We start from the raw sequence: 25236 nt of genomic DNA on the forward strand, positions 1-25236 counted from the left end.
GCATTTAACCTAAACTATCTAGTAAAAAAATATTCCCCCTACTTATTGAAGGGGGAATATTTTATGATTTTATATTTTTAGAAAAAAATCCCTAAATACCGTGAGTTAAATCAACTAAGCTCCTACTATCTTGCGTTAAGATATAAAATGAACGAAGAATTTACTTCGGCTAAAATCGATTAACGCAAAATAAAGCTTAAGATTCTAACTTATGATACCTACAGAACAAGCCAATAAATACGTAGCTACTTTTAAAAAACCCACATTAAAAAAAGAGGATTTTAGTCAATTTTCAGAACCCTATCAAAAATTAGGCTGGGTACTTTCTAGAATTAATAAAGACAAATACAATTATTATACTGCTTACGATTTAGTAGATAGTTTTGCTGAACCCGAAACTATGAATCCTTGGGCGAGTGAGGAAGGAATGAAATTAGGCGTATTTTTATTCGGCCCCATTCAAGCTTCTTATTTACGGGTGATGTGGCATCTTATCGAATCTCTACCCTACCAAGATGGTTATTCTCGAAAAGCCTTTCGGTCTAAACCTACTTTCGAGTTGCTTACTAAAAAAATTAATATTTTTAGACGCTTTTTAAGCATTAGCCGTTTAGGAATGGGCGGATTATCGCTTCAAGAACAACTACAATATAGCACTTATTACGATAGAGGAAATAGCTATTTTTTTGCTGCTATTATGGTACATAAACCAGAACTTGTAGATGAAGTTGTAGATGATATTATTCAGGGTGAAGACGAAATAGGCGGTGTAAGTCACGACCTTATCAAAGGGCTATTACTTACTCCAATACAAAAAAACTGGGAATTGGTAGGTAATTTGCTTCTTGCAGCGCAACGTCAAGAAGGCTTACGACAAACTATTTTAGAATGTTTAGATGAAACCCATCTGGGGGCACTTAAATACATTATCAATCTTATTTTAGATAATGATTTAGCTCGTTTTAGCAGTGTGGTTCGTGCGGTAAATGTATGGTTTGGTTTTAATTGGGAAGCACCTAAAAAGGCTACCGTTAACCGAATTTTACAGCTTGCTGAAAGTTTAATCTATAATATTGACAACGTTGATGAGCTGCTTGAAAGTAAAGACAATATAGAAGTATATGTAGCACTTTGGGCGGTAGGAATTATAGATGTAGATGTAGCTAATCAAAAAGCATTAAACCTAGTTTACACCACAGAAAATAGAGACACCAAACTAGTCGCGCTCTATTTTGTATCAAAAACCAATCGGACTAATTATTCTATTGTAGATTACTTTAAAAAAGAGTTAGGGAACGATCCGGCTATCGATCATTGGGTGATTTTAAATTTGCCACAAATTGAATTAGATACCGATACTTTTAAGCGAATTTATGAAGTTGCTCAAGCTGTAGATAACGGTAAATCACAAAAAATAGGTGAAATATTTTCGTGGCATGATTTTCAACCTTCATCAGAATCGTTTTACAACTTTCTGATCAAAAATGCTAACGAAGAAGAATTAGCCTTACTTTCTGATGATATAGATAATTTACCTTCTCTACATAGGGAAAATTATATTCGCAAAGTTTTCCCAAACAGTCATCGATATTATTGGGGCAAAAAAAATGTACCAAATCCGCAAGCTAATTACGATTACGAGCGAGGTTCTTGGAAAAGAAATTTAGCACATCAAGCCATAAAAAACCGTAACGAAACCGTGATGGCTACCGGTATTCAACTATTTTATGTGATGCCGCTATATGAAGAAGAGTTAATGCTAACCGAAGAATTGCTAAGTAGAAAAAGCAAAACCTTACGTTCTGCTTTAATAGAATTAGTGGTTCATCAACCGGAACAAACTTTACAAACCACTACCCTTCATTTAATAGAAGCTAAAAATGTAAATCAGCGTTTAGCAGGGCTAGAAATTTTATCGATTTTAGATAACGATCAAAAATATCCTGAATTTATAACAGAACAAATTGAACGGTATAAAGAACGCCCTAAACACACCAAAAACGAACAAGTTTTTTTAGACAAGTTTAACCAGTCTGAAAATGCAAATACCTTTAGTAATGGCTTTGGCGCGGTAGATTATAGTAATTTAAGTTCGCTTTATATACCACAATCAAAATTTGAAAATAAACCCAACTTTTTTGATAAACTGGGTATCGTTACTTCAGCCGGTAAAAGCTTTAAATTAAAAGCTTTTGTAAATGCCGAAAAAATAATAGTTGAAGTAAATAAATTGATTATGTTAATCGATAATCAGCGTAATTATGAATATGAACGAGAAGGTTATCAGGGAGAAACTGTTACTACATTATTAGGACAGGGAATTCACGATATTAAACAACTAGAAGACCCAACTCCTTTAGAAGAATTACATAATATTCCGTTAGCTAACCTTTGGATAGAATGGTATGAAAACAGTAAACTAAACGATTATGAAATGTATATGGCGATACGTTTTATAGCCAATGCCAGCAACCCTTTCGGCACCTACGGTAAGGTTATTCCTTTTGCCAAACAGTACATTCCTAACTTAGAAAAATTGGCTATAGACCATAATCCGCGTTCTTATTACGGAAAAAATCAATGGTATTTAAGAGTTCTAAATAGGCTTTTCAGTGCTTATAAAGATCTGCCTAATATGATTAATTTCAAATTAGATCTTTTAGAAGATGTAATTGCTAATTTTCCGGAAGAATATAAAAAAACAGGCTTTAAACAAAACAGCTATTCCATACAATCTTCCAATTGGACGATTATTGCTTCGCAACTTATTGGATCCCTAAATGAAAATGAATTAGAAAATGCAAACCTAGATCAACTAAAAAAATATTGGGATTTGCATCTGTACCTAACTGCTCAGTATTTAGGCCATCCTAAACCGGTTTCACAACTTCGAGATGTAGCTTCACAGAAAGTTAAAAACGCTAGTGATATGCCTAGCCCCGATATAGCAACCACCATTAAATTACATCAAAAAAATATAATTAATGATGACGATCTCTTATTTCAAGCACTATATTCTAGAGAATTAATGTCTATTATAGACGGTGGTTTAAATTACCGAGTACGTAGTGGCAAAATACCTAAAAACCCTATTCCGCCACAGGTGTTTTTACCGCTAAAAACTAATTTATTACAAATAGAATTAGAGCGTGGAGATTTAGCCACCGAGGCTTCAGATTATATTGCCCATATACAAACAGTAGCGGGCACTCATTATGTATTTGAAATTTTACAGCGCTTAGGTAAAGAATCTTTTGAGCGTGGTTACAGCTATTATGGAGACAGTAAAAAATCTAAATTTAGCGCCATCCTTAGAAAAAGTGTTCCTAAAGAATCAGAAAGTTATACCGATTTTGTAGCACTTGCCGATGAAGCTAAAATCCCTAAAAAACGCTTAATCGAATTGGCGTGTTACGCCACGCAATGGGCAGGTTATGTAGGAGAATATTTAGGCTTAGAAAAGTTAGAAGATGCCGTTTGGTGGTTTCAGGCGCATGTTTCAGATTATATGAGTAGCGAAAAAGAAACAATCATTTCCAGGTATTCTAACATTCCAAAATCAGATTTTGCCATTGGCGCTATCGATATTGATTGGTTCAATAAAGTGTATAAAGATTTAGGAAAATCGAATTGGAAGCTTTTACACGATGCCGCCAAATATATTTCTGACGGAAACGGCCACCGCCAAGTTAAATTGTATTCTAGTGTGATGCTAGGCGAAGTAAAAATTACCGAAACGCTTAAGAAAGTAAAAGAAAAAAGAGACAAAGATTATGTGCGTGCTTTAGGCCTAATTCCGCTTAGTAAAACCGTACCCGAAAAAGATTTATTAAAACGCTACAATCTGTTGCAGCAATTTCTAAAAGAAAGCAAGCAATTTGGAGCACAGCGTCAAGAAAGCGAAAAATTAGCTGTAGAAATTGCATTAGACAATTTATCTAGAAACGCCGGCTACCAAGACCGTGTACGTTTCAGTTGGGCCATGGAAGCAAAAGCTACGCAAGAAATTATGGAAAATGCAAGCCTAACGCTCGATGAAACCGAATTAAAATTGGTGATTAATGAGTTAGGTAAAGCAAGTATTCAAGTAACCAAAGCGGGCAAACCGCTTAAAAATATTCCGGCAAAATACCGCAAAGAAAAATCGGTTGTTCAATTAAAAGAACATAAAACCTATTTAGCACAGCAATACAAAAGAACGCGTTTATCTTTAGAAAATGCAATGGTAAACGAAGATCAATTTACCGCAGCAGAAATTCATAAGCTTATGCTGCATCCTATTGTAAAAGCGATGCTCAATCAATTGGTATTATTTTCTCCGGAAAAAGAAATTAGCGGTTTTTATCATGAAGCTACTTTAACCGATGTTTCTGGTAAAAAACATGCATTAGCAGAAGAAGACGTGTTAGTGATTGCCCATCCTTCTCACCTTTTCCAAACCGTAGAATGGGATATATACCAAAAACATCTTTTTGCTGAGCGCATCGTACAACCTTTTAAACAGGTATTTAGAGAGTTGTATGTAGTTACCGAAGAAGAACGCGAAACCGGTTATAGATCAAAACGCTACGAAGGGCATCAAATTCAACCCAATAAAACTGTAGCCTTATTACGCAGTCGTGGTTGGACAGTAAATAGAGACGAAGGTTTGCAAAAAGTATATCACCAACGCGGATTTATGGCGACTATGTATGCCATGGCCGACTGGTATTCGCCTTCAGATGTAGAAGCGCCAACTTTAGAAGAAGTTTGCTTCCACTCGTTAACCGATTATCAACCTATTCCGCTTAGCGAAATTCCGCCGGTAGTATTTAGCGAAATTATGCGCGATATCGATTTGGTGGTTAGTGTTGCTCATGTGGGTGGTGTAGATCCGGAAGCCAGCCACAGCACCATGGAAATGCGTGCAGCTCTAGCCGAAGAATCTGCCAAACTCTTTAAACTTGATAATATTGAAGTTAAAAATCGACATATTCTCATTAAAGGAAAACTTGGCGAATACAGCATTCATTTAGGTAGTGCGCAGGTCAGCAAAAACGGATTAGCGCTTTCCATCTTACCGGTTCACAGTCAGCATCGTGGCCGTATGTTTTTACCTTTTGTAGATGACGATCCTAAAACCGCCGAGCTTATTTCTAAAATGAAACTGCTTGCCGAAGACCATAAAATACAAGATCCAACCATTTTGGCGCAAATCAATAATTAAAATTAGCATTAGGGCGTTCCCCACTCTCGTGGGGCGCGCTTTCTGTTACAAGTCCGGGTGCTGTCGCACTGTGGACTTTTCACGACAATCGCTAACGCAAAAGTTACGTTAACTATGCAACTCACGTTACAATTAAAAAGATTAGGTAAAAAAAAGGTAAAAAAAATACCGTTCACCTTAGCAGAAACCCCACAAACCTTAGAAGACTTACTTATTGGTTGTGTAAAAAATCAGGTAGAAGCATTCAATAAAAAACGCTTAGAAATAAATGTGATTGGTTTTTTAAGCCCGTCAGAAATTCAAAATCAAGCCCAAAGCGGTAAAGTAGATTTTGGCGAGTTAGCTAATAAAAATTTAGCTAACGAACAAGAAGCTATAGATAATGTACTCATCGCATTTAAAGACGGATTATTTCTGGTCTTCATCGACGATGAAGAAGTTACCGATTTGCAAACGCCGTTGCAGCTTACTTCAGAAAGTGTTGTTGCCTTTATAAGAATGACGTTTTTAGTCGGCACGTATTGGTAAATCAAAAAATATATAATTCAAAATATAAATAAATCATGCAAATTTTAGATAAAAGTATAAATGATGACGTACAAAATTTAATGGTCGATGTATTTGAAAGCTTAAGTTCAAATTCATCCGAAATTCAACCTAGCGAATTACTCGCTACCCAACCTAAACTGGAAGAAGTTTTTAAACTAGTTAAACCAACGGGTTTTTATGAGTTAGACGATCATTTAGATTTAGCCAAAGCTATTGCCATAGAAACTGAACACGAAAATCCAGAAGACGAAATAATGCATACTTGGGTAACCATGGTGAACAACTTAAATACTGCAAGCTCACAAGAAGAATTTAATGCACGGTTCGCTTTGTTTACGCCGGTTATTCTTAAAAAAATGAATACGTATAAACTTTCTAACTAAGCATAAACTTAGTAAAAGCTAAAAATAGAATTGCCATGAAATTTAGCCTGAAAAATATAGAATCTTACTACAAACAGCTACAAGAAAAAAGTAATTTTCCGCAGGAAAGTATTTATGAACTTTTTATAATCGGTAAACTTTACAGAAATAAAAAAGTTGTACAAGAAATTACAGAAGTTTTAGAAAAACACGCCAATAAAGCGCAATTAAAAGCTTTTAAAACCCGTAATAAGCTCCCTGAAAAACTAGATGATACCGGAAAAGTAATTAGTACTCTTGTTCATTTTGCAGCTATAGATCTCGATTTCCCTATTGGCAAACTATATCAAATGTTGGGCTATACACGGCTTTTTTTAGACGAAGCAAGTGTGGCTAAAAAAATAGTTAAAGATCCTTCTATTATTTTACGATTTCAGGGGATAACCGGATTATTTATCAATAACATATTTGCTAATGGAATTCCCGAAGAATTTGGAGCATTAAACTCAATCCGTATTCTTCAAATAAAAGGCGACTACAGCAATCTGCCAAATTCTTTCAGCAATTTTAAAGACTTAGAAACCTTAACGTTAAAAACGCCATATTTACAAGAGTTTCCAAAATATTTCAGCCAATTAAAACAGTTAAAAGAACTTTCGATTAATAAGTCTAGTGCTGAAAAAAACGTAGTTTTAGAATTACCAACAGATTTGCAGCAACTTTGCAATCTTGAAACTTTACAATTAAAAGGCGTAAACGCTTCCAAGATTAATCAATTAAAATTACCGATTTCTCTAAAAGTATTGGAATTTGAAAAATTGGAAAATTTAGAAAGCCTACCCGATCTTTCTTCTTTAAAAAAATTAGAAGAACTAGAAGTTTTTGATTGCCCTAAGCTTACTGAAATACCACACTATATTCCAAAATTAAATACACTAAAAAAAGTTCAGTTTAATAAAGTACCAAAGGTTGAAACTATTGAAGATGCTTGCGCATTTATGCCGAATATAGGTGTTATTCAATTAGATGCTTCGATAAAAATTATAAACACCGGTAAACCTTTAGAAGTTACAAAACTAACTTTATATAGAGTAGATTTCTTAACTTATATAATACAACATCCTGAAAGTTTCCTCAATTTAAAAGAGTTAGAAATTTACAGAATTAGTGAACTACCTCAACTTTCTACAGGCCTAGAACGCTTACCAGCCTTAGAAACCATTGCATGTTTTGGAATAAATAATTGTGAGACTTTATTTAACAACTTAGGAGCATGCCCAAATTTATCATCCATAAAAATATGGAATTCTGATATAGAAAAACTTCCTGAAAATTTAAAAAATGTAGCACTACTCGACTCTTTAGAAATTCAACGATGTCCTAATCTATCCATTAAAAGTGATGTGCTTCCTCAAAAAATTAATAACCTCTACATTCTAGCTATTAAAGAGCTTATTGCGGGAGAAAGATTGATACAAACTGAAAGTGCTTTATTTCAATCTTTAAATATTAGCAATATGGAAGTTTTTTTTAGTAAAATTGTAGCTAGCACCTTAGATGTGTCTTTTCTTGAAGCAGCTCCTAAAACTGACTATTCTGCCTATTTTCCTAAACCTGAATACTTAAAAAAACTACAGGTTATTTGGTCTACAGCGGTAATTAAAGATGTTTTAAAACATTGTACGCAACTCGAAAAACTGTTTATAGAAAATCAAAATGAAAGCGAAGTTGCACTAAATGCCCATCCGGCTCGGCATTTAAAAGGACTTAAATTAGCGTATTATAAAGCAGAAAATGTAGCGTAACTCCTTCAAGAAATGCCTAATTTACAAGCGCTCTCCATTCAACATAATCAACTAATTAACGATTTTCCTGCAGTACAGCTTCCAGAATTAAAAAAATTGTCACTATCGCGTACAGAGGTATCGTCTTTAACAGCTTTAGAGGCTCCCAAACTAAACGATCTCGAGCTATCGTTATGCTATTCGTTCAATCAAAAGGCTTATGCTCAGCTCGATCGGTTTACTGCCTTACAAAGACTACATCTGATGGGCATTGGCGATGATGTTACAAGCATACCAGAAAGTTTAACCAAGCTCGATCTTATCGATTTTAATCCGCATCATAAAATGGAAAAACTTCCGGATTACGTTAAAGAGTTTTCAAATTTAGAAACGTTATATTTAGGTGGGGTACATTTTGTCGATTTTCCTAAATGGATTGCCGATCTCGAACATCTACAATATCTAGGAATTAATGCGTGTACCTTTGAACATGATATTCCTGACTATTTTCAGAAACTAAAATTAAAAGAAGTGAAATACTACTTTTCAAAATTTAGAGGCTATAATATATCAGAAAAGACTTTTCAAAATTTAATGACCCCTAACTATACTCAACTGAAAAAAAAGTTCAGTCATGAAAAACTTTCATTCTTATTTAGTGCCGACTACTATTAAGATGAAAAGAAAATTGGCTGCTTTGGTTTGTAATATGGATAGCTGCTGGTCTAAGTTGCTCTTAGAAAAAGAGCTGGGAAATTATGCACCTAGTATTTGGCAGGTAAAACTAGCAGCAGAAGATATTCAGTTAAATGAAGCAAACAATACTTTTCAATTTAAAAATGCCGAATTCTCTTTTGATTTAAATATAGAAGAACCCCACGAAACTGGAATAAATTACATAACGACCCTTCTAGTTTCTGGAGAAGGGTCGTTTGTTTTTGATAAGGAACTTCAAGAATTAAAAATTTTGGATTTGCTTCACGATGAATGTTGAAAATCTTGCCGAATCTTTAACTGAAGTTTAGTCGTTCTGAAGCTTAAAAAGCTGTTCTCGATCTATAGAAAAGTATCTATTCCCATTAAACTTGGGAGTAGACGGCATCATACCAAATCGAGGATGTACCCGTTCTGGCGTACTAAGCTTTAAAGTAATTTTACCATCGTAAAGTGAATTAATTTCATCTTCATCGGTAATATAAATCGGTTTTTCTACCCAGGTTTCTACGTGTGCGTAATTTGGTTGAAGTAAAAGTTGATTGTAATTTGAATCTTGAAGCGAAAAATTATAAATATGCGCTTCTTTTTTACCGATACGCACCCAAAGACTATCTCCCTTTTTTAGCTGTACATATTGAACGCTATCATTTTCTGTTTTTATTTTTTTTGAAGAAATAAAATTAGCTTCCTCAAAATTTTCACCAACTTTTACTTGAAGATTGTTCAAGTCGAGTTTTCTAAAATAAATTATGAGCTCGTTTTCAGCTAAATCATCAGAATGCGATCCGTAAAGTTTAATTTCATCTTGATCTGCAGTTGTGGTTGCATAAGCGGTATCGTTTTTCACCGTAAATGTTCCCTGAAAATAATTTACCGCACCTTTTTCAGTAGCTGGTTTTTTAACTACAAATTGCTTTCTTTTAGCATTTAATCCTAAAATTACAGGAGCATCTAGATCATCACTTTTAAAAAAACCGTGATATTTCCCTAATTGCTTTCTCTCTTTATTAAATTTCTCAAAGCGTTTTTTTGCCTTTTCATTTTGTCTTTCTAATGGACTCTTTTTTGATGCTATTAATTTTGAATGATTAATAGGTTGAGCCAATTTTTCTGCTACATCTTGAGATAAATTATATTCAGAACGCTTAAAAATATAAGGTTCAACAGTACTTTTATCATTAAATTTTGATAAACTTAAATCTCCAGATGGTGTTAAAACAGCTTCTAACTCACCAGGATTTTTATTGTCTGGAATTGGATCTAGCGTTGCGATTAATGTATCTCCTTTAATAATCCACTTTCCTCTTAAATCAATATCACTGGCGCCATATACTTGCTGCCAGGAAAAACGATGTGACTCCAAAATATGCATTTGCTCGGCGAACTCCATCTTACTATGGGTATAAGACCCCACAAATAATTTAGTTTGAGCATTGGTAAAGGCACTGTAGCACATTAGGGAAAGGAATATTGTTTGTTTAATCTGTTTAAATAGCATTTTTTAGTCGTTTTAGTTCAGGGTAATTAACTATGGCAAAGAACTCATTTCTAGGCATAAAAATACACCCTGTTTTCAGTGATTTTGTTTTGAAGGCTAGAAACTTCAATAACTATTAGCTTTCTGGCGATTACATAAATTAAGGCGTATTTTGATTATTCTTTTTTATTGAAACAGGATTAAATCATTCGCTTTTATGGGTAAAATTTTTCCGTCTTCCGTCATATATTTCCAAGTATTATTTTCTTGAAAAGGTACCGGAAAGTGAAAATCCATTTCTAGCGTGCGACTATTAAAAGGACCGTCAATCCCGATAATATATAGCGGCTTTAATACTTCTTTTCCATCAGCCGTAATAATGCCGTAGTGATTATTCTTCATCGTAAAAAAACCATTTCCGTTTCCATCAGGATATACTTTATCAAAATGTGGCGGAACTACAACTTTTCCATCAAAAGTCGCAAAGCCTTGTAGCATATTACCCGTAGCTTTGTTTTTTTTCTTCAAAAATAAATACCGCTTGTTCTCAAGACTAGGCAAATATGTTGTAGGTCTGATATCGTATGCTACCGGAACAATTATTTTTCCCTCTTTATCGGCATAACCAAATTTTAATTGATTGGTGCTGTCTTTTTGGATGACAATATAATTTCCGTTTCTGAATTGGTATATTTCTGAATATCCTTCTTCTAACAAGCGCTTTTTTTGTTTAGAATCGTACAAATACCATTTTTCATTTTTTCGAACAGTTAATAAGGAAGTGCTGTCATTTACACTGACTTTAGAAAAAGGGAGCTTTTCCTTTTTATGATTTTTAACCGAATACAGATAATACAAGCTATCTTTTTCGTGCAATAAAAATTTTGACGGATCAATTTGTTTAATATCGTCATACTTTATAGGTAGAATTTCTTTACCCGTATCATCAAAAAGACCCGATTGGGTTTGGTAATCACCTACTTCTTTTATCACTTTTATGAGCTTAGGTTGATCTTTAAAAACTTGTATAGATTTATATTTTATGGGTAGAATTAACTTGTTTTCTTTTAAATCATAAAGGCCTTGATCTCCATAATTCTCTGCTCTTACCACCATTTTTTGATATGGAAGAAATTTATAATCAACATAACTATCAGCAATCATAGTATTGGCATTTAGATTATAGAGTGTGGTCTTTCCGTCTTTCTCTAAGCTAATTAATCCGTTATTTTTGGCTCTAGATACATAAGGCGTACGCTGCCCATTGCTTAGAAAATTGATCTTATCATAGGTTGGGCGAATAATTTCACCCGTTTTTGGAAAATAAAACCCATATTTTTCATTGGATGTTAGTTTAAAAATAAATTCCGTTTTATTCTCGGCAATTTTCATTTCAGTTAAAATAATCTCATCATAATTATGAGGTAATACTTCTTTATTCTCGGAATTAAGCACGCCAACTTTGCCGTTTTTTCTACTAATAAAATAATGACCTTGCACGCGTAATTGTCTTTTATAACTTGGTGGAATTATAACATTTCCCAACGTATCTATAATTCCGAATTTTTCATCCTTTTTTATCGATAAATAAGGTCCCGACTGAAAGCTTGAATAAGAATTATAAATTGCTGAATATTCAAAAGGAATAACTTCTTCTCCTTTACGGTTAATCACACCGTAATAACGCTGATTGTTTATGATTTTTGCGGCTATTAAATGCCCGTTTTCAATCTGAAATTTATCATACTCGGGGGCTGCAAATTCTTTATGCTGCGGAATATTTATAATTACGTTTTTCCCTTCTTTTCTAAATGCGGCAACCCATTCGTCACTTCGCATATTGGAGTGTATGTGTTCATAGTTAAAAGGAACCAACACTTCATTCTTGAGATTGATGACACCCCATTTTCCATTTTTTTCAGCATAAAAATAATCAGACTTTTTCCCGCAACCGCTACAATAATCAAAACGATCGTATTCAAAAGGAATACTAATTTTATCGTTTTCAGCATCATAAATACCCCATTTATCCTCTTTTTTTACATCAAAATAGCGGGGAGAGATGATCTGAACCGTATCGTATTTTAGGGGAACTAATAACTTACCCCAAGAATCGGTATACGTCATTTTTCCGTCTTTTTCTATTTTCACGTAGCGATTATATACAAATTCAATTTTATCATATTCCGGTTTCAATATCCATTCTGCTGCGTGATTCAGCATTCCATAGTTTCCATTTTCAAGCTGCACGATTCGCATTATTTTTTCTTCATTTGGATAAGACCGAACCGTGCCATTATTAGCAGCGGAAACACTGTCTAATGGATGGAATTGTTGCAATATTTTTTGAAATGCAGGTTGCCCATTTTTGAAGATAAAAAAACTGCTACTATCTTTTTCTACCCGCGAAATACCATAAGAAAAACGAGACGTTTTATCGAATTCCATAGTATCGGTCACGGTTTTAGAAGCTTCTGTTTTATGTTCGGCCAAGCTTTTAGAAGTGTCGCAAGCATTTAAAAGACCTATTACGCTTAGTAATAAAATATTATAATTAAAATTTGAGGCGATTTTCATTTTATTGCTTTTCTATCTTTGGTGTTTAAAACTTTATTAACTCAGGTTAAAGAGTGATTGCAGCAGGAATACCATACTTTACGCTAATACAAAACTGCTGTCATTTTTTCAATTTCAACTAGACTTCAAAAAAACTGATTTTCTGAAACTAAGTACTCCCTGTTTTCAGGGTTTATGAATTTTTTAAGAAGAATTATACATTCTAGAAATTTACTGAGATGAACTTTAAATTTCACGGAATACCGGTATAAAAACACAACGCTAAAAGTCCAAATTTGTAGTACACAAATACGATACACGATGGACTTTAAAACAATGTTACAATTACCAGTTATAGAAACGAGTGAGGTTTTAAAAATACTTCAGGAAGTTGCAGACAACGAGCGTAAACGCGAGAACCCAAATATGCCAAAAATTAGCTTTAGCAATACAGATGGCACTATTTCTGGTTATTTTATAAACTACGATGCCGATAAAGGGGTGGTTCTAATAGGAAATTGGTACGATAACGAGGCCGATTTACAATATGTAAGTTTTCATAGCATATCGTGTATTATGTTACAAAACGTAAAAGATTACGTGCACCTGCTATCTGATGGTAAAATACCGTTTACGCCAGATTCTAAAGACGTTCCAACACAGCTTCAATTAAAAAAAGAGATCAAGATTGCCGTTTTAGCACTTCAAGAATCTTTAGGTAAAGAATTGAAAATCAAATTTGATGCAGGAGAAAACACAACAGACACCGAAAAATTCTACGCTAAAAAAGCAATTGCTTTCATAAAAGAAACTATAACTACGCTTGCTGAAAATAACCTGGCCAAAGAAGCATTTTCAGAAAGTATTGATACGATTAACTTTAATTTTTCTGAAGAAAATACCGTAACGCTTAACGAACGCTCGTTTACTATTAGCTTCAATATTGAAAAAGGATGGAAAAGCATTTTTAGTAAAATGCAACTTCAAAATGAAATTGAAAAAAACTTATAAAATTTAAATAATATGATACCTAATACTGTTATAGATCGTATTGATCTCATTTTAAACAAAGATGAGAATACACAAAACAAATATAGTTTACAGCAATTTGATTATAGCATATCTACTGCATACGATTTAAATAATGAATCTGAAAAAAGAATAGATGTCTACGCCTCTGGTTGTAATAATAACGAGCCAGACAAACTATTTTTAGAATGGATTGCCAACCACCCTAGCGATTGGTCTGGAGTTATAAAAATTTTCTTTAAAAATGAAGATACACCCAATATAACCCTCAATTTTGAAAAATCTATTGCACAAAGCTATAATCAATCGTTTACCGAGAATAATGGTTATCAACAAAACGGCTATTTTTCTGCAAATTTAAAAGGAGTTGTCATTAATAAAGTAACAGTAAATTAATAGCTTATTGAAGTCAAAATTTTGTTCCTTTTTTAATTATTGAACTATCAAATAAAACCAAAAAAAACGGAAAGCTGAATTCAGTTTTCCGTTTTTTATAAGGTATTAAAAGTAGTGATTATAAATTATTTTCTAAAAATTCACGAATCACCAAATCAGAGAAATAACCACTGTGGTGACCACCCCAACAAGCAGTAAGCGAAAATACACCGTCTTCTATTTTTAATTCTTTCTTCTCTTCTGCGCCCTCATTTGCTACACAATAAACCTCTACCGTATTAATACTTTCTTGCACGGCTTCTTTCCCCATTTCATCTGCGCAAACTTCTTTAAACGCATCGGTAAGACGTTGTAAACAAACGCTAGGGACAAACTTCATAAAATCTAGTTCAAACGTATCCCAATTAATATTTATAGGAAGTTCTTTCCCTACAACTTCGTTAATTTCTTTTTGATAATCTGCTAAATACTGATCTTCAATTGCTTTTGCTGTCTTTTTTTCTTGTAATCCCATGATGTTTTGTATTGAAATTTATACTTCAAAAGTATTGGCTATTACCGAAAAAAAATTGCCCTGTTTTAATGAATATAAAAACTCACGGAATTCCGTGATGCTGTTTGCTTGCTTATCTTTTAAATTAGTTTATTAATAGTAAAACGTTATGAAAAACATTATTTATATCGCAATTCTGATCCCTATAATAGTGGGCTGTTTTAGCTCCTGCGCCCGATTATTTGGCGGAATGAGTAAAAATAAAGCTGCAAAAACACTTAGTCAATATCTCGAGCAACATACGCAACAACAATTAGGTTTTACCAATCTAACTCGATTTTGGAATGAAGGGAATATGAATCCGAATATGTTTAATGTTGAAATTTTTGATGAAAAAACACCTGAAATTCGATTTGGACTTCATTTTGACGCTAAATTGATGAAAGAGCAAGATTCCTTATATCAAGGTAGCTTTCAAACCCTATCTATTCAAGAACAATATGAAGAAGTTGAAACTGATTACCGCATTAAACAAAGCATAACTGTTCCTTTAAAAAATAACGGTATAATTATAGATTTTGACTATTATGATGCACAACTTCAATTTGAAAGGGACTATCTCAAAAACTGTGTAAGTAGAAAATATCGGGGTTTGCAAACCCCGATATTTTTTTAATCTTGCCTGTAATTTCAGGCCTCTAATATTTACACAGTAATGAAAAAAGAAGATTTATTTGACGATGATTTTTTAAAGCAGTTCAAATCCGGAGAAGAACTCAGTAATTTCCTAAAACAACTCCAAAAGCGTGGTCTGGAAAAAATGCTGGAAGGTGAGCTTGATGGTCACCTTGATTACGAGAAAAACCAGCGATCTAAAGAAGGTAATACCCGCAACGGCTATTCCCAGAAGAAGGTTCGCAGTTCCTATGGAGAAGATTCTATAAAGGTTCCAAGAGACAGGGACGGATCCTTTAATCCCATGATTGTTCCAAAGCGGCAGAATATGGTTGATGGAATCGAGAATGTAATTGTCTCTCTTTATGCCAAAGGAATGAGCAATAGTGATATCGAAGAACAGATCTCTGAAGTCTATGGTTTTGATGTTTCTACTTCCACCATATCCCGAATAACTGACCGGATTAGCAATGATATTGTCGCCTGGCAGAACCGCCCTTTAGAGCCGGTTTATCTTATTGTCTGGATGGATGGGATTGTGTTTAAGGTACGAGAGAACTCCAAGGTAGTCAACAAAACGATTTATATCGCAGTAGGTCTTAGGAGGGATGGAAAGAAAGAGGTTCTTGGCCTATGGCTGGGTAAGAATGAATCTGCGGCTTTTTGGATGAGCGTACTTACTGATATGAAAGCCCGTGGTGTGGAGGATATTCTGATCACCGCTACAGATAACCTGAATGGATTTACCGATACCATTAGAAACGTATTCCCGGAATCCAGAACGCAAATATGTGTAGTCCACCAGATCAGGAATGCTTGCAGGTATGTGGTCTGGAAAGATAAAAAAGCCTTTACAAAGGATATGAAGCTCATCTATGATGCTCCGACCAAACAGGCCGCAGAAGCTGCCCTAGAGGATTTTGCACGCAATTGGAATGACAAGTATTCCTATGCTATTAAAAGCTGGAGAGACAACTGGGAAGATCTTACAGTTTTCTATGAATTCCCACTCGAGATCAGGCGTATCATTTACACCACCAACCTGATTGAAAATTTAAACGGTAAGATCAGGAAGTACACCAAGAATAAATTATCCTTCCCAACAGATGATGCTGTTATGAAATCAGTATATTTGGCATTAAGGGAAGCCACAAAAAAGTGGACTATGCCGGTTAGAAACTGGGGAATTATCCTCAATCAGTTCTTAACTATATATGAAGAAAGGGTTCGACTTTAAGTAATAAAGCCAAACCCCCTTATTTAAAACTTACACACTTTACGGGATAGTGTCATTTGAAAGCATTCCAAAACCTGATCAGCTTAAAGAAACACTTTCTACACTAATAACTACCATGAACACTAATAAAAATAATTTGTTATGTGCTAACTATTTTAACTTTAATATACAAACAACTCAGTATTCATCGGCTGTTTTACAAGCCAAAACCACTTCAGAAAAAAAAGAAAATTGGAAACTGAATTATTTTACACTCAACACTAAAGCAGAAGATTATAAATTAATTGAAAAATTTATTGAAGATGAAACAAACAATTATTTAGAAACTCTCGATCATCAATACCAAATGCATACGGCAACTAAGGTTTTTGTAAATGCAGATACTTTTGAAGATGCCGTCTGGATTCAATTTTTAAGTGATAAATCTGAAACTGACGATACTATTATTAAACGTTCAATGGCGCCAATAACCGCAGTTATTTTCCAATATTTTGATCTTGAAACCCAAAAGATTATACGTACCGAAGTTGAACCCATTGCTAATGTAGACTCTTTTGAAGAATATTGGGAGAATACAAAAGAAAAACTTCCGTTTTCTACCGTCTTTTAAGATTCTATTCAAAACAAAAAAACTTGATTCAGTATCAGGTTTTTTTGTTTTCTAGCTTATTTAGTCATCAAATAATCCCGATTCAATCGCAAATTTCACGGCTCCAGTAGTAGTTTTAGAACCTGTTTTTAGCAAAATATTTTTACGATGTGTTTCTACGGTATTCACAGAAATAAACAGTTTTTCTGAAATTTCTTTAGAAGTAAATTCTTCTCCTAAAAGCTTCAGCACTTCTTTTTCTCTGGGAGAAAGCTCAATGTTTTTGTACTTTTTACGTTCAAAAACACTTTCCATATAACGTTGTTTTATCACTTCTGAAAAATATTGTTCGCCTTCTAACACGGTTCTTACCGCTTTTTGCAATTCTTCTTTACTGGTAAATTTTGGCACAAAGCCGTTGGCTCCTTTCTGAATTACTTTATGCACGGTACGATGGTTATCGAGCATACTTAACATAATTATTTTGGTATCACTATGCTTCTTTTTGATTTCTTTAAGCAGTTCTATTCCATCCATTTTTGGCATACTAATATCACTGATTATTAAATCGATTTCAAACTGATTTAGCAATCGTAATACCTGTTTTCCTTCGGTAGCTAAATGTATTTCATTAATTTCAGGCATATCCTGCAAAATGGTATTAATGCCTTCTAAAAACATTAAGTGATCGTCTGCAATAATGATGTTTATTTTTTTCAAAATGTAGCGTTTAAGGGGATGTCTATGGTAATTGAAGTTCCGCTTCCAGAACTGCTGTCTATATCTAAAGTTCCGTTTACTTTTTGTAAACGCTCTCGGATGTTGCGGAGTCCGATTCCTTGTTTCTTGGTTTTCTGAAAGCCTTTGCCGTTATCGTTAATTACAATATTTAAATGATCTTCGTGTTTAGTGAGTTGCAATTCTGCACTGGTGGCTTCAGCATGTTTAAGAATATTGTTGATTAACTCTTGCACAATACGATAGGTGTCTGCTAAAAGTTCGTCCGGTAGTTCATCTATCTCTTCCTCCGGAAACAAAAAAGTTTGAATTTTTAATTGATTTTTTTGCGTTACCTGATCGATAAATTCATTTAAAAAACTACTAAAACCAATTTTAGAAAAAGGCAATGGGTGTAATTGGTGAGAAAGTGTACGTACATCAATACATACATTGCTAATCGCTCCTAATAAACGTTTTGCGTTAGGTTGTGCGCCAGCTCCCTCCAAGTAATGCTCAAAGGCAATTTTAATTCCTGCCAGATCGCTACCTATACCGTCATGAATATCTCGCGCCAATCTAGAACGCTCTTCTTCTTGCCCTTCCTGATAGCGTTTTATTACAGAAAGCTTGTGCTCTTGCATCATTTGATTAATGCGCTGTCTGGCATTTTCTTCTTTTTGAGTACTCAATTGTTTTTGAATTCGTAACCGCTGAATATAAAAAAGTCGCAATAAAATTAAGGTTAGTAAAACCAACACAAAACCGGCTATAAAAGCATTTCTTACTACACGCTGGCGCTTTACCGTTAGAGCCGCCTTCTGCAACTCGGCATCGCTTAATTTTTGCTCTTTCTCCAGCAATTTAATTCGGGTTTCTTTTAACTGGGTTTCGTAACGCTCCTGAAGTTTAGCGACATATTTTTCTTTATTAAGGCTATTATGCTGTTCTTCTGTTGCTACCGCTTTTTGATAAAATGCTAACGCTTTTTTATAGTTTTTTTGATCGTTATATAGCTGCGAAATGTTACTATAAATTTCTGAATTATACTGTAACAATGCTTGCTCCTCTCCTATTTTTAAAGCTTTTTCAAAATAAAATATGGCTTTTTGGGTATTTCTTAATTTACTTTCGCAAAGTCCTAAATCATTATAAACAACCGCTATATCTGATTTAAATTGAAGCGCCTGCAAAAGACCTAATGTTTTCTTTAAAGCGATAAGTGCCTCATGATACTTTTTTTCTTCCAGCAACATTTGTGAAAGGTTCATATTCACATAGGCTATCACCGATTTATTTCCTTCGCGTTTTCTGTATTTTAATACCGTTTGGTAGTGTTTTCTTGCTTCTTTAAATTTACCTTGTTCTTTTAAAATATTTGCAAAATTGAATAAAGTAGTAAGCACGCCATCATCATCTTTTAATTCTCGAAAAAGATCTGCTGCTCTGTCTAAATTTTCAGCTGCCTTTTTATAATCTTCCTGTAGAATATATAAGGTGGCAATATTTTGGTAAGCATTGGCTTGCTGCTCTCTGTTGTTTTCTTTTTCGGCAAACTTTAAACAGTTCAGAAAATTATCCATTGCTTTTGGATATTCTGCCATATTTTTATAGCCCAGCGCCAATAAATTATAGCTCGCCGATAAGCCGTCTTTTTGATTGAGCGCTTTTAAAATTTTAATAGTTTCTTGGATATTGGCAACCGTACTCTGATAATCGCCGGCGCTATTCCCTAAATTAGCCAATGCATAATGCGCCTGCGCTTGCTGTAATTGATCATTTGAATTTTTTGCCGCCTCTAACCAAGCTAAAGCTGCTTGCTTTGCAATTTTAGGCTGGCTGTTCAAGTTGCTTCGATATACTGCCGAAAGTGAATCTATTGCAGTAATTTCAAGCTTCTGCTGGCTATAAACAGGCGTATAACCTGCCAATAGCCAGAGCATACCTAAAATAAACGTTTTTAATATTTTCATGAATTCATTCGCCTTCGCGAAAGTGTTAAGCAAAATAATTTTGTATTAGCTCAGCTTTTATTTTTCTTAGTTTCTTTGTTTTTTCTTCTGTTACTTCTGTTTTACTACCAGCTAATAAATTATGGTATAAAAATAAATCTTCTTTATGAAAATCTTCAGCAATTTGTTGATGCTCTTGTAAATATATTTCAAGCGGATTTTCTTTGCTTAAAAGTACCGCAGTGTATCTGGTATAATCTTTTATATTCATTTCCCCTTTTGCCGATTCTCTAAGGGTTTGAATAATCATACTTTTATGTTGCGCAAAATTATAAAATACTTCATACGGATACGAGGCTGTAAAATTGAGAAATGCCTCTTTTGCTTCTTTAAAATTTTGGGTTCGCTCTAATAAACCGGTGTAAGAAATATCGATCTCCCAGTTTCTAGCCTCAGGAACTTCTTTTACTAAATCTCTATATATGCGTACCGCCGATTCTTTACCCGGACTTTCTCTCGCACAAAGGTAAGCTAATTGATAATACAAGCCTTTTTCTACATCTTTTTCAACAGCAATTAATAAAGAATCTATAGCTTCTGTATAATTCCCTATCATCCAGTAGGTTAATCCGTTATTACGATAATGAATAAAGGTTTCCGGATTAGCAATTAAATCTGCTTCTGAAGCTTTTTCTAATCCTTCAGGTTTTGGTAGGTAACTATAAAAGCAAATCCATTTTAATACAGTGTGAAGATCTGCATCCAGCTGTGCTTGTTCAAAACAATATACCCCGTATTGATGCGATTTTTTGTAATCTCCCGTTTCAAAAAACGAAACCATACACAAATTCATAGAGTTGCAATAGTCGCTGCTTCCTTCCGGATAAAATTTTACTTCACTCTGAATATCTTTCAGCATCAAATCATAATTTTTATGATGTTTATGAATTACCGCTCGCCAGTAATACATCCAAGCATGAAATGCCGATTGTGGGTAGTTTTCTATTCCTTCTGTAAAAACCTCAAAAGCATGATCTAAAAAGCCTAATTTGACCAAAGCTATTCCTCTAAAACATGTACTTTTTACATTAGGAAAATGCCGTTGATGAAACTGATTCACCGTTTGTAAAATTCCTTTATAATTGTTTACCCGATCATATACATCCATTGAGGTTTGTAAATAATCGGTAGCAGAAAGTCCTTGTTTAAATGCTTCGTTAAACGCTTCTGATGCCTGCTGATAATCTGCTTGAAAGAAGAAAAACTTCCCTTTCAACTCTAATAATAACGGATTTTTAGGATGAAGTTCTAAGCCTTGCTGAAGGCAATATGCCATTTTCTTCAAGTCTTTTGAATAATGATAACAAGACTTACCTATGAGTAAGTAATGATGTTGTGCACGTTGCCAACCTGCATTAGTCAGCGCTAGCATGTAAGTTCTATAAGCTGCAAAATCACTATAGTTTTCTTCAGGAAAATTTGGTGCCTCAGGAAATTTTAAAACCTCATCTACCATATCATACATCATAAATGCCTTGGCATAATCTGCCAATAAATCACGAGTTTGGTTTGCTAATTCTACATGTTTCCATTCGGCTCTCCATTGATTACGATTCTCTACCGATCTATTTTGCCAAACAGCTAATTGAATTTGAACGTGGTATTTTTCGGCTGATGTTAATCGAGGATCTAGTTCTAATCCTTTTAAAACCGATTTATTGTGGGTTGCAGAAGCTAAATCAAGAAGCTGTGTTGCTTCAATTTCTTTTTCAGAATTACATAATTCATCCAAATATTCTTGTTTAATTTCCCATAATAAAAAGCGACAATCTGTACTTCCCGGATAGCATTCTAGTATATACTCTAGTACTTCTATAGCTTCAGTAAAACGGCATTCTTCTTTCAATTTTAAAGCATAATGCAGATGCAAGGTTTCGTTATAAGAATAAGCCATTAACGCTTTTTCATAAATTGCTTGCGGACATATTTTGTAAAAACTACAAATGAGTTCGTAATCTGATGCTTCTAATACACCTTCATTTTCTAAAGCTTCAAAATAGGTTTGCATTGCAGATATTTTCACCTCTTCAAAAAGCGTTAAAAAACGCATATATAATCGATAATACCGAATACATATGGCTTGGTCTTGAGCTTCTAAAGCATCAAAATTTTCTTGAATAGCAACAATATGCGATTCTAATTGTCTGTTAAGTTGGTTAGCGTAAGCTGCTTCAGCCTGCTCTATATGTGTGATTACTTGTTCTCTTGTCAATTCCATAATTACCATTCTTTAAACCAAGTTGGATAAGTGATGTGCATCCGCTGGTAACATTCCCACAGGGTTAGTATTCCAGGGAATGAACTTCTATCTTGTTCTCCGCTTCCGTTAATAAACTCATCTCCTATACATACGTTTCGATGAAACTCTCCCCAGCTAGTAAATGTATTTTTAAGTAAGGCTTCTGCTTCCGTTAAGCGTAAGGTAATTTCTTCTACCTCCATGTAATTTAAGATGCCGCCCAAACGCATCAGGAATACATATTTTGCCATCTCATAGCCTTTAAGCTTCTGGTCTTTAAGGCTAAATCTATATTTCCAGGCAAGCGTATATTGGTGCTCTTGAATAACATTATCTAAGGATTTATATTTGGCTTCGAAACTGCTGGTGGTATCTAGGCGTAAACTGGCTGCTAATTTTTCAAAAATAGCGGAAGCTATAATTCCGTTTTCATATTCAAACAACTTACTGCGTAAATCTAAGCCAGAATGTATTCCGTAGTACTTCAATAAGCGTTTTGCTGCTTTAACATGCCACTCGTTATGTACATCAAATCCAAACCAACTTTCAAGATCTACTTCGTGAGCGTGTTTTTTTAAAAGCAAAGCCGAAAAGTTTAATTGTTTTTGTATTTGAGGTGTAATTTCTTCTGTAGTCATAAATTAGGCTTTTAAATTGGTCACTACTTGTAATAAAGCTTGGGTTAATTTTTCAGGATAGGCACCAGATGAAGCCATCATTTCTAATCCTTGTGCGTAGCTTAAAGCCATAGAACTTTCTTTTACCAGCGTCACAAAAAGATTTCTACTCAAATCTCCGTATGCTTCATAATCGGTGTCGGGTGCGGCTTCTAAATCGATAATCAATAAATATAAAACCTGATACATTTTCATTTTAAGCTCCATATTTTCTTCTAGCAAAGCTTTAATTTCAGTCTCGTGTTGTTTTATAAATGTTTTATAAACACTACTATCTATTCCATTGGTTTTATAGTTTTCTAATCCTGAAATTACTTGTTCTAAAACCTCTTTACTGAATTGCGTTTTTGATGAAAGTACTATAGGCTCTGCAGTTGGTGAAGCGGTTTGTTCTTCTGTTGCAGATTCTATTGGTAATTCTGCGGTGTCTTTTTCTTTTTCTTCTTCTTGAAAATAATATTCGTAAAAAGGAAGAATCACACTTTCTAATTGCATATTATGGTAGGCATTAATCTCGTGCCCCATAATGTAGTTGTATAAAACCTCTACCGCTTGTTTAGACAATTTTTCTGGTTTCAAATCTTGTAACAAATGGTAAATATGCTGAGCAATAGCAAAACCTATTTCATTTAATTGAGAATACGATTCTGAATGTTTGCGACACATTTTTAAAAACATATTCAGCCTAAAAAGTATTTCACTAGAAAAACTTCCTTCATCATTCTCATTAAAATACTTAGCTAAACGAGCTCCCTGCGTTTTTAATACTTCTTTTACCCATAAGGCTTCTTTGCCTAAGCTGTAGTAATAATCGTTTAAAAATAAATACCAACTTTGTATGAGGTTAGCGGTTAACGGAATTTCTGTATTTACATAATGAGATTTTGCAAACTCTTCGCAGTATTCTGTTAGGCTAGGATTTATATTTTTTAAGGATGCAATTTCATTTACTTGCTTAAAATCTTCAGTGTTTTGTAAACTTCAGCTAAAATTTCTACACAAATCTCTACACCGGTTTCTCGTAAATAAGGTTCTGTTTCTCTGGCATCTTTAGCTAATGTCAGCAAGTAGTTATACAAAACTACCTTACTTTCTTCATTAATCTTTTCTTTCAATTCTGTACGAACATCGTAAAAACAAAGGAGTAAAAACTGATTTAATGGATCTGCAAAACCTAAACGTTGGTAGGCCGTAAGCCAATCTTTTAATAAGTAACTATTTTCTAATAAACTGTCGAGCACATACATTCCGGTGACTTGAAAAGCTTCTCCTTCATGACTCATGACCGGCAATTTTTTAGCTTTCCAATCTGAAAGTAAACACGCAAATACCTGATTAAAATAGGCTTTTCGCTCAAAATTTTTATGATAGCCTTTGCTCATCTCAAACCAAAGTAAAATTGATTTTACCGGTAATTCTCGAGCACTTTTTACAGCAAATACTGCTTTTGCATAATTGTCTACAACAGGGCGGTTAAAATTAGTTCCGTTATTTGCCAACAGCCAATTTTGTAATTTGTAAAAACCGGGTTCAGTTTGTTTTAAAGGAATATTTTTATCTTTCAAGCTAAATAAAAGTACATCTCTTTCATTCCATTCTTTATTGTTGAAAGCTGCAATTATTGGGTAATATCCTTCTGCAGTGCGAAGATTGAGGTAATCAAAACTTTCATCTTCTACAAAAAACAAACGCTCTAGCAAGACTTGATGTGCGCTTTTTGCAAAATCTTCATTCGCGGCATAAAAATCAGCTAAATCTTCCGTTAGCCAAGGTTTCAGCAACTCATAAGCGCCAGGTGTATTTTCTTCACTTACCGGTAAAACTTCGTGAAAGCTTTTTGCCAACAAGTAAAAACTATTTTGATAAAAATGATTTACAAAATCATCGGTAATCAGAAATGGATATTCCTGTAAAACCTCATTATTATCTTTTGCAAAATAGGTTTTGGCCAGTAATTTATAATTTAAACACTGCTGAACAATAAACGAAGAACTCTGATAATCTCGAATATCAAAAGCACGTTCCATTAAAAAACGAGCTACCGGCAACGACGCTTCAGATTTACCATGCACTAAAAGGTATAAGACTTCAAATACATTTTTCCTTCTTTCTGTTGAAATTTTTTCTGACTGTAAAAAAACTAACCCGAAATAAAGAAATTCTACCAGTTTTTCTGCACTCTTTTCATCCGGAAAAAAACCTTTTTTCAGCAAAGGAATCCAAGTCGCCATCCATTCAAATCCTCGAGCTTCATCTGCGTAAACCTCAGGATGATAATATATTTTTTGGGCTAAAACTTTTGAAAATACAGGAGCGACAGGCTGTAACTCTACTGTATTTTTTGTTTCAATATAAACACCAGAATCTTGGGCTTTTATTAACTCTAAAACCTCTAACAAAGCTTGAAGTTCCGTATGATCTAGCTCCAAAGTTTTTATTTTGGGGACAATTACATTTTTAAATATCTCTGTTGAAGCCTCGCTATTCAAATTATTTTCCACGGTTGCAGTTTTTTTATTGA

Annotated in this window: 20 protein-coding genes; 11 read left to right on the top strand and 9 right to left on the bottom strand. The window is 34.1% G+C overall.

Features of this window, described 5'->3' with window-relative positions; genetic code table 11:
- The first annotated feature begins 211 nt into the window (after nucleotides 1–211).
- The 6 genes from PBT89_RS10260 (at nucleotide 212) to PBT89_RS10285 (ending at nucleotide 8895) form a co-directional block, all read left to right on the top strand.
- Entirely contained in the window at nucleotides 212–5206 is a 4995-nt protein-coding gene (locus tag PBT89_RS10260; protein ID WP_270061820.1) for a DUF4132 domain-containing protein, read from the top strand.
- Nucleotides 5207–5320: 114 nt separating this feature from the next.
- A complete protein-coding gene (locus PBT89_RS10265; protein ID WP_270061821.1) occupies nucleotides 5321–5734 on the top strand; it encodes a hypothetical protein in 414 nt (137 codons plus the stop codon).
- A gap of 35 nt (nucleotides 5735–5769) precedes the next feature.
- Nucleotides 5770–6138, top strand: coding sequence for a hypothetical protein (locus PBT89_RS10270; RefSeq protein WP_270061822.1), 369 nt, complete (start codon nucleotides 5770–5772; stop codon nucleotides 6136–6138).
- A gap of 35 nt (nucleotides 6139–6173) precedes the next feature.
- On the top strand, nucleotides 6174–7922 hold the full coding sequence (locus PBT89_RS10275) for a hypothetical protein (RefSeq protein WP_270061823.1): 1749 nt from the start codon (nucleotides 6174–6176) through the stop codon (nucleotides 7920–7922).
- A 12-nt stretch (nucleotides 7923–7934) separates the two neighbouring features.
- Nucleotides 7935–8576: a hypothetical protein gene (locus tag PBT89_RS10280; RefSeq protein ID WP_270061824.1), complete on the top strand. Its 642-nt coding sequence runs from the start codon at nucleotides 7935–7937 to the stop codon at nucleotides 8574–8576.
- 1 nt (nucleotide 8577) lies between these two features.
- A complete protein-coding gene (locus PBT89_RS10285; RefSeq protein WP_270061825.1) occupies nucleotides 8578–8895 on the top strand; it encodes a hypothetical protein in 318 nt (105 codons plus the stop codon).
- Nucleotides 8896–8922: 27 nt separating this feature from the next.
- Here the strand turns inward: PBT89_RS10285 and PBT89_RS10290 are convergent, their stop codons facing one another.
- Both PBT89_RS10290 and PBT89_RS10295 read right to left on the bottom strand, forming a co-directional pair.
- Nucleotides 8923–10116, bottom strand: coding sequence for a hypothetical protein (locus tag PBT89_RS10290; RefSeq protein WP_270061826.1), 1194 nt, complete (start codon nucleotides 10114–10116; stop codon nucleotides 8923–8925).
- Nucleotides 10117–10281: 165 nt separating this feature from the next.
- Nucleotides 10282–12672 carry a WG repeat-containing protein gene (locus PBT89_RS10295; RefSeq protein ID WP_270061827.1) on the bottom strand — a complete coding sequence of 797 codons (2391 nt, stop codon included), beginning with the start codon at nucleotides 12670–12672 and terminating at the stop codon, nucleotides 10282–10284.
- A 300-nt stretch (nucleotides 12673–12972) separates the two neighbouring features.
- Between PBT89_RS10295 and PBT89_RS10300 the strand changes: the two genes are divergently transcribed.
- Together PBT89_RS10300 and tssD are read left to right on the top strand one after the other, a co-directional pair.
- The gene (locus tag PBT89_RS10300; protein ID WP_270061828.1) at nucleotides 12973–13662 is read left to right on the top strand and encodes a hypothetical protein; all 690 of its coding nucleotides are present in this window, start codon (nucleotides 12973–12975) and stop codon (nucleotides 13660–13662) included.
- A 12-nt stretch (nucleotides 13663–13674) separates the two neighbouring features.
- Nucleotides 13675–14076 carry a type VI secretion system tube protein TssD gene (gene tssD, locus PBT89_RS10305; protein WP_270061829.1) on the top strand — a complete coding sequence of 134 codons (402 nt, stop codon included), beginning with the start codon at nucleotides 13675–13677 and terminating at the stop codon, nucleotides 14074–14076.
- A 118-nt stretch (nucleotides 14077–14194) separates the two neighbouring features.
- On the opposite strand, the gene PBT89_RS10310 is transcribed toward tssD, so the two are convergent.
- Nucleotides 14195–14590, bottom strand: a complete 396-nt coding sequence (locus tag PBT89_RS10310) for a hypothetical protein (protein WP_270061830.1) — start codon at nucleotides 14588–14590, stop codon at nucleotides 14195–14197.
- Between the two features lie 148 nt (nucleotides 14591–14738).
- On the opposite strand from PBT89_RS10310, the gene PBT89_RS10315 reads away from it, so the two are divergent.
- The 3 genes from PBT89_RS10315 (at nucleotide 14739) to PBT89_RS10325 (ending at nucleotide 17091) form a co-directional block, all read left to right on the top strand.
- Entirely contained in the window at nucleotides 14739–15245 is a 507-nt protein-coding gene (locus tag PBT89_RS10315) for a hypothetical protein (RefSeq protein ID WP_270061831.1), read from the top strand.
- 39 nt (nucleotides 15246–15284) lie between these two features.
- Nucleotides 15285–16481 (top strand): IS256 family transposase, encoded by a 1197-nt coding sequence (locus tag PBT89_RS10320; protein WP_270061650.1) that lies wholly within the window; start codon nucleotides 15285–15287, stop codon nucleotides 16479–16481.
- Nucleotides 16482–16596: 115 nt separating this feature from the next.
- Nucleotides 16597–17091: a hypothetical protein gene (locus PBT89_RS10325; protein WP_270061832.1), complete on the top strand. Its 495-nt coding sequence runs from the start codon at nucleotides 16597–16599 to the stop codon at nucleotides 17089–17091.
- Between the two features lie 60 nt (nucleotides 17092–17151).
- On the opposite strand, the gene PBT89_RS10330 is transcribed toward PBT89_RS10325, so the two are convergent.
- From PBT89_RS10330 to PBT89_RS10355, 6 genes are all read right to left on the bottom strand, one after another.
- Complete coding sequence (locus PBT89_RS10330) at nucleotides 17152–17790, bottom strand: response regulator transcription factor (RefSeq protein WP_270061833.1); 639 nt, start codon at nucleotides 17788–17790, stop codon at nucleotides 17152–17154.
- Entirely contained in the window at nucleotides 17787–19730 is a 1944-nt protein-coding gene (locus PBT89_RS10335) for a tetratricopeptide repeat-containing sensor histidine kinase (RefSeq protein WP_270061834.1), read from the bottom strand. Before PBT89_RS10335 ends, PBT89_RS10330 begins: the two co-directional genes overlap by 4 nt.
- 55 nt (nucleotides 19731–19785) lie before the next feature.
- Entirely contained in the window at nucleotides 19786–22017 is a 2232-nt protein-coding gene (locus PBT89_RS10340) for a hypothetical protein (protein WP_270061835.1), read from the bottom strand.
- A gap of 2 nt (nucleotides 22018–22019) precedes the next feature.
- Nucleotides 22020–22676, bottom strand: coding sequence for a DUF1266 domain-containing protein (locus PBT89_RS10345; protein WP_270061836.1), 657 nt, complete (start codon nucleotides 22674–22676; stop codon nucleotides 22020–22022).
- 3 nt (nucleotides 22677–22679) lie between these two features.
- Nucleotides 22680–23381 (bottom strand): hypothetical protein, encoded by a 702-nt coding sequence (locus tag PBT89_RS10350; protein WP_270061837.1) that lies wholly within the window; start codon nucleotides 23379–23381, stop codon nucleotides 22680–22682.
- 281 nt (nucleotides 23382–23662) lie between these two features.
- Complete coding sequence (locus tag PBT89_RS10355; protein ID WP_270061838.1) at nucleotides 23663–25216, bottom strand: hypothetical protein; 1554 nt, start codon at nucleotides 25214–25216, stop codon at nucleotides 23663–23665.
- Nucleotides 25217–25236: the final 20 nt, after the last annotated feature.

It is taken from the genome of Zunongwangia sp. HRR-M8 (assembly GCF_027594405.1).
Lineage (GTDB): Bacteria > Bacteroidota > Bacteroidia > Flavobacteriales > Flavobacteriaceae > Zunongwangia.

Coding starts and splice junctions, on each gene's coding strand:
- PBT89_RS10340 (WP_270061835.1), bottom strand. CDS start 22,017: ATGGAATTGACAAGAGAACAAGTAATCACACATATAGAGCAGGCTGAA.
- PBT89_RS10315 (WP_270061831.1), top strand. CDS start 14,739: ATGAAAAACATTATTTATATCGCAATTCTGATCCCTATAATAGTGGGC.
- PBT89_RS10345 (WP_270061836.1), bottom strand. CDS start 22,676: ATGACTACAGAAGAAATTACACCTCAAATACAAAAACAATTAAACTTT.
- PBT89_RS10265 (WP_270061821.1), top strand. CDS start 5,321: ATGCAACTCACGTTACAATTAAAAAGATTAGGTAAAAAAAAGGTAAAA.
- tssD (WP_270061829.1), top strand. CDS start 13,675: ATGATACCTAATACTGTTATAGATCGTATTGATCTCATTTTAAACAAA.
- PBT89_RS10260 (WP_270061820.1), top strand. CDS start 212: ATGATACCTACAGAACAAGCCAATAAATACGTAGCTACTTTTAAAAAA.
- PBT89_RS10290 (WP_270061826.1), bottom strand. CDS start 10,116: ATGCTATTTAAACAGATTAAACAAACAATATTCCTTTCCCTAATGTGC.
- PBT89_RS10295 (WP_270061827.1), bottom strand. CDS start 12,672: ATGAAAATCGCCTCAAATTTTAATTATAATATTTTATTACTAAGCGTA.
- PBT89_RS10275 (WP_270061823.1), top strand. CDS start 6,174: ATGAAATTTAGCCTGAAAAATATAGAATCTTACTACAAACAGCTACAA.
- PBT89_RS10350 (WP_270061837.1), bottom strand. CDS start 23,381: ATGTGTCGCAAACATTCAGAATCGTATTCTCAATTAAATGAAATAGGT.
- PBT89_RS10325 (WP_270061832.1), top strand. CDS start 16,597: ATGAACACTAATAAAAATAATTTGTTATGTGCTAACTATTTTAACTTT.
- PBT89_RS10335 (WP_270061834.1), bottom strand. CDS start 19,730: ATGCTCTGGCTATTGGCAGGTTATACGCCTGTTTATAGCCAGCAGAAG.
- PBT89_RS10320 (WP_270061650.1), top strand. CDS start 15,285: ATGAAAAAAGAAGATTTATTTGACGATGATTTTTTAAAGCAGTTCAAA.
- PBT89_RS10285 (WP_270061825.1), top strand. CDS start 8,578: ATGAAAAGAAAATTGGCTGCTTTGGTTTGTAATATGGATAGCTGCTGG.
- PBT89_RS10270 (WP_270061822.1), top strand. CDS start 5,770: ATGCAAATTTTAGATAAAAGTATAAATGATGACGTACAAAATTTAATG.
- PBT89_RS10300 (WP_270061828.1), top strand. CDS start 12,973: ATGGACTTTAAAACAATGTTACAATTACCAGTTATAGAAACGAGTGAG.
- PBT89_RS10280 (WP_270061824.1), top strand. CDS start 7,935: ATGCCTAATTTACAAGCGCTCTCCATTCAACATAATCAACTAATTAAC.
- PBT89_RS10310 (WP_270061830.1), bottom strand. CDS start 14,590: ATGGGATTACAAGAAAAAAAGACAGCAAAAGCAATTGAAGATCAGTAT.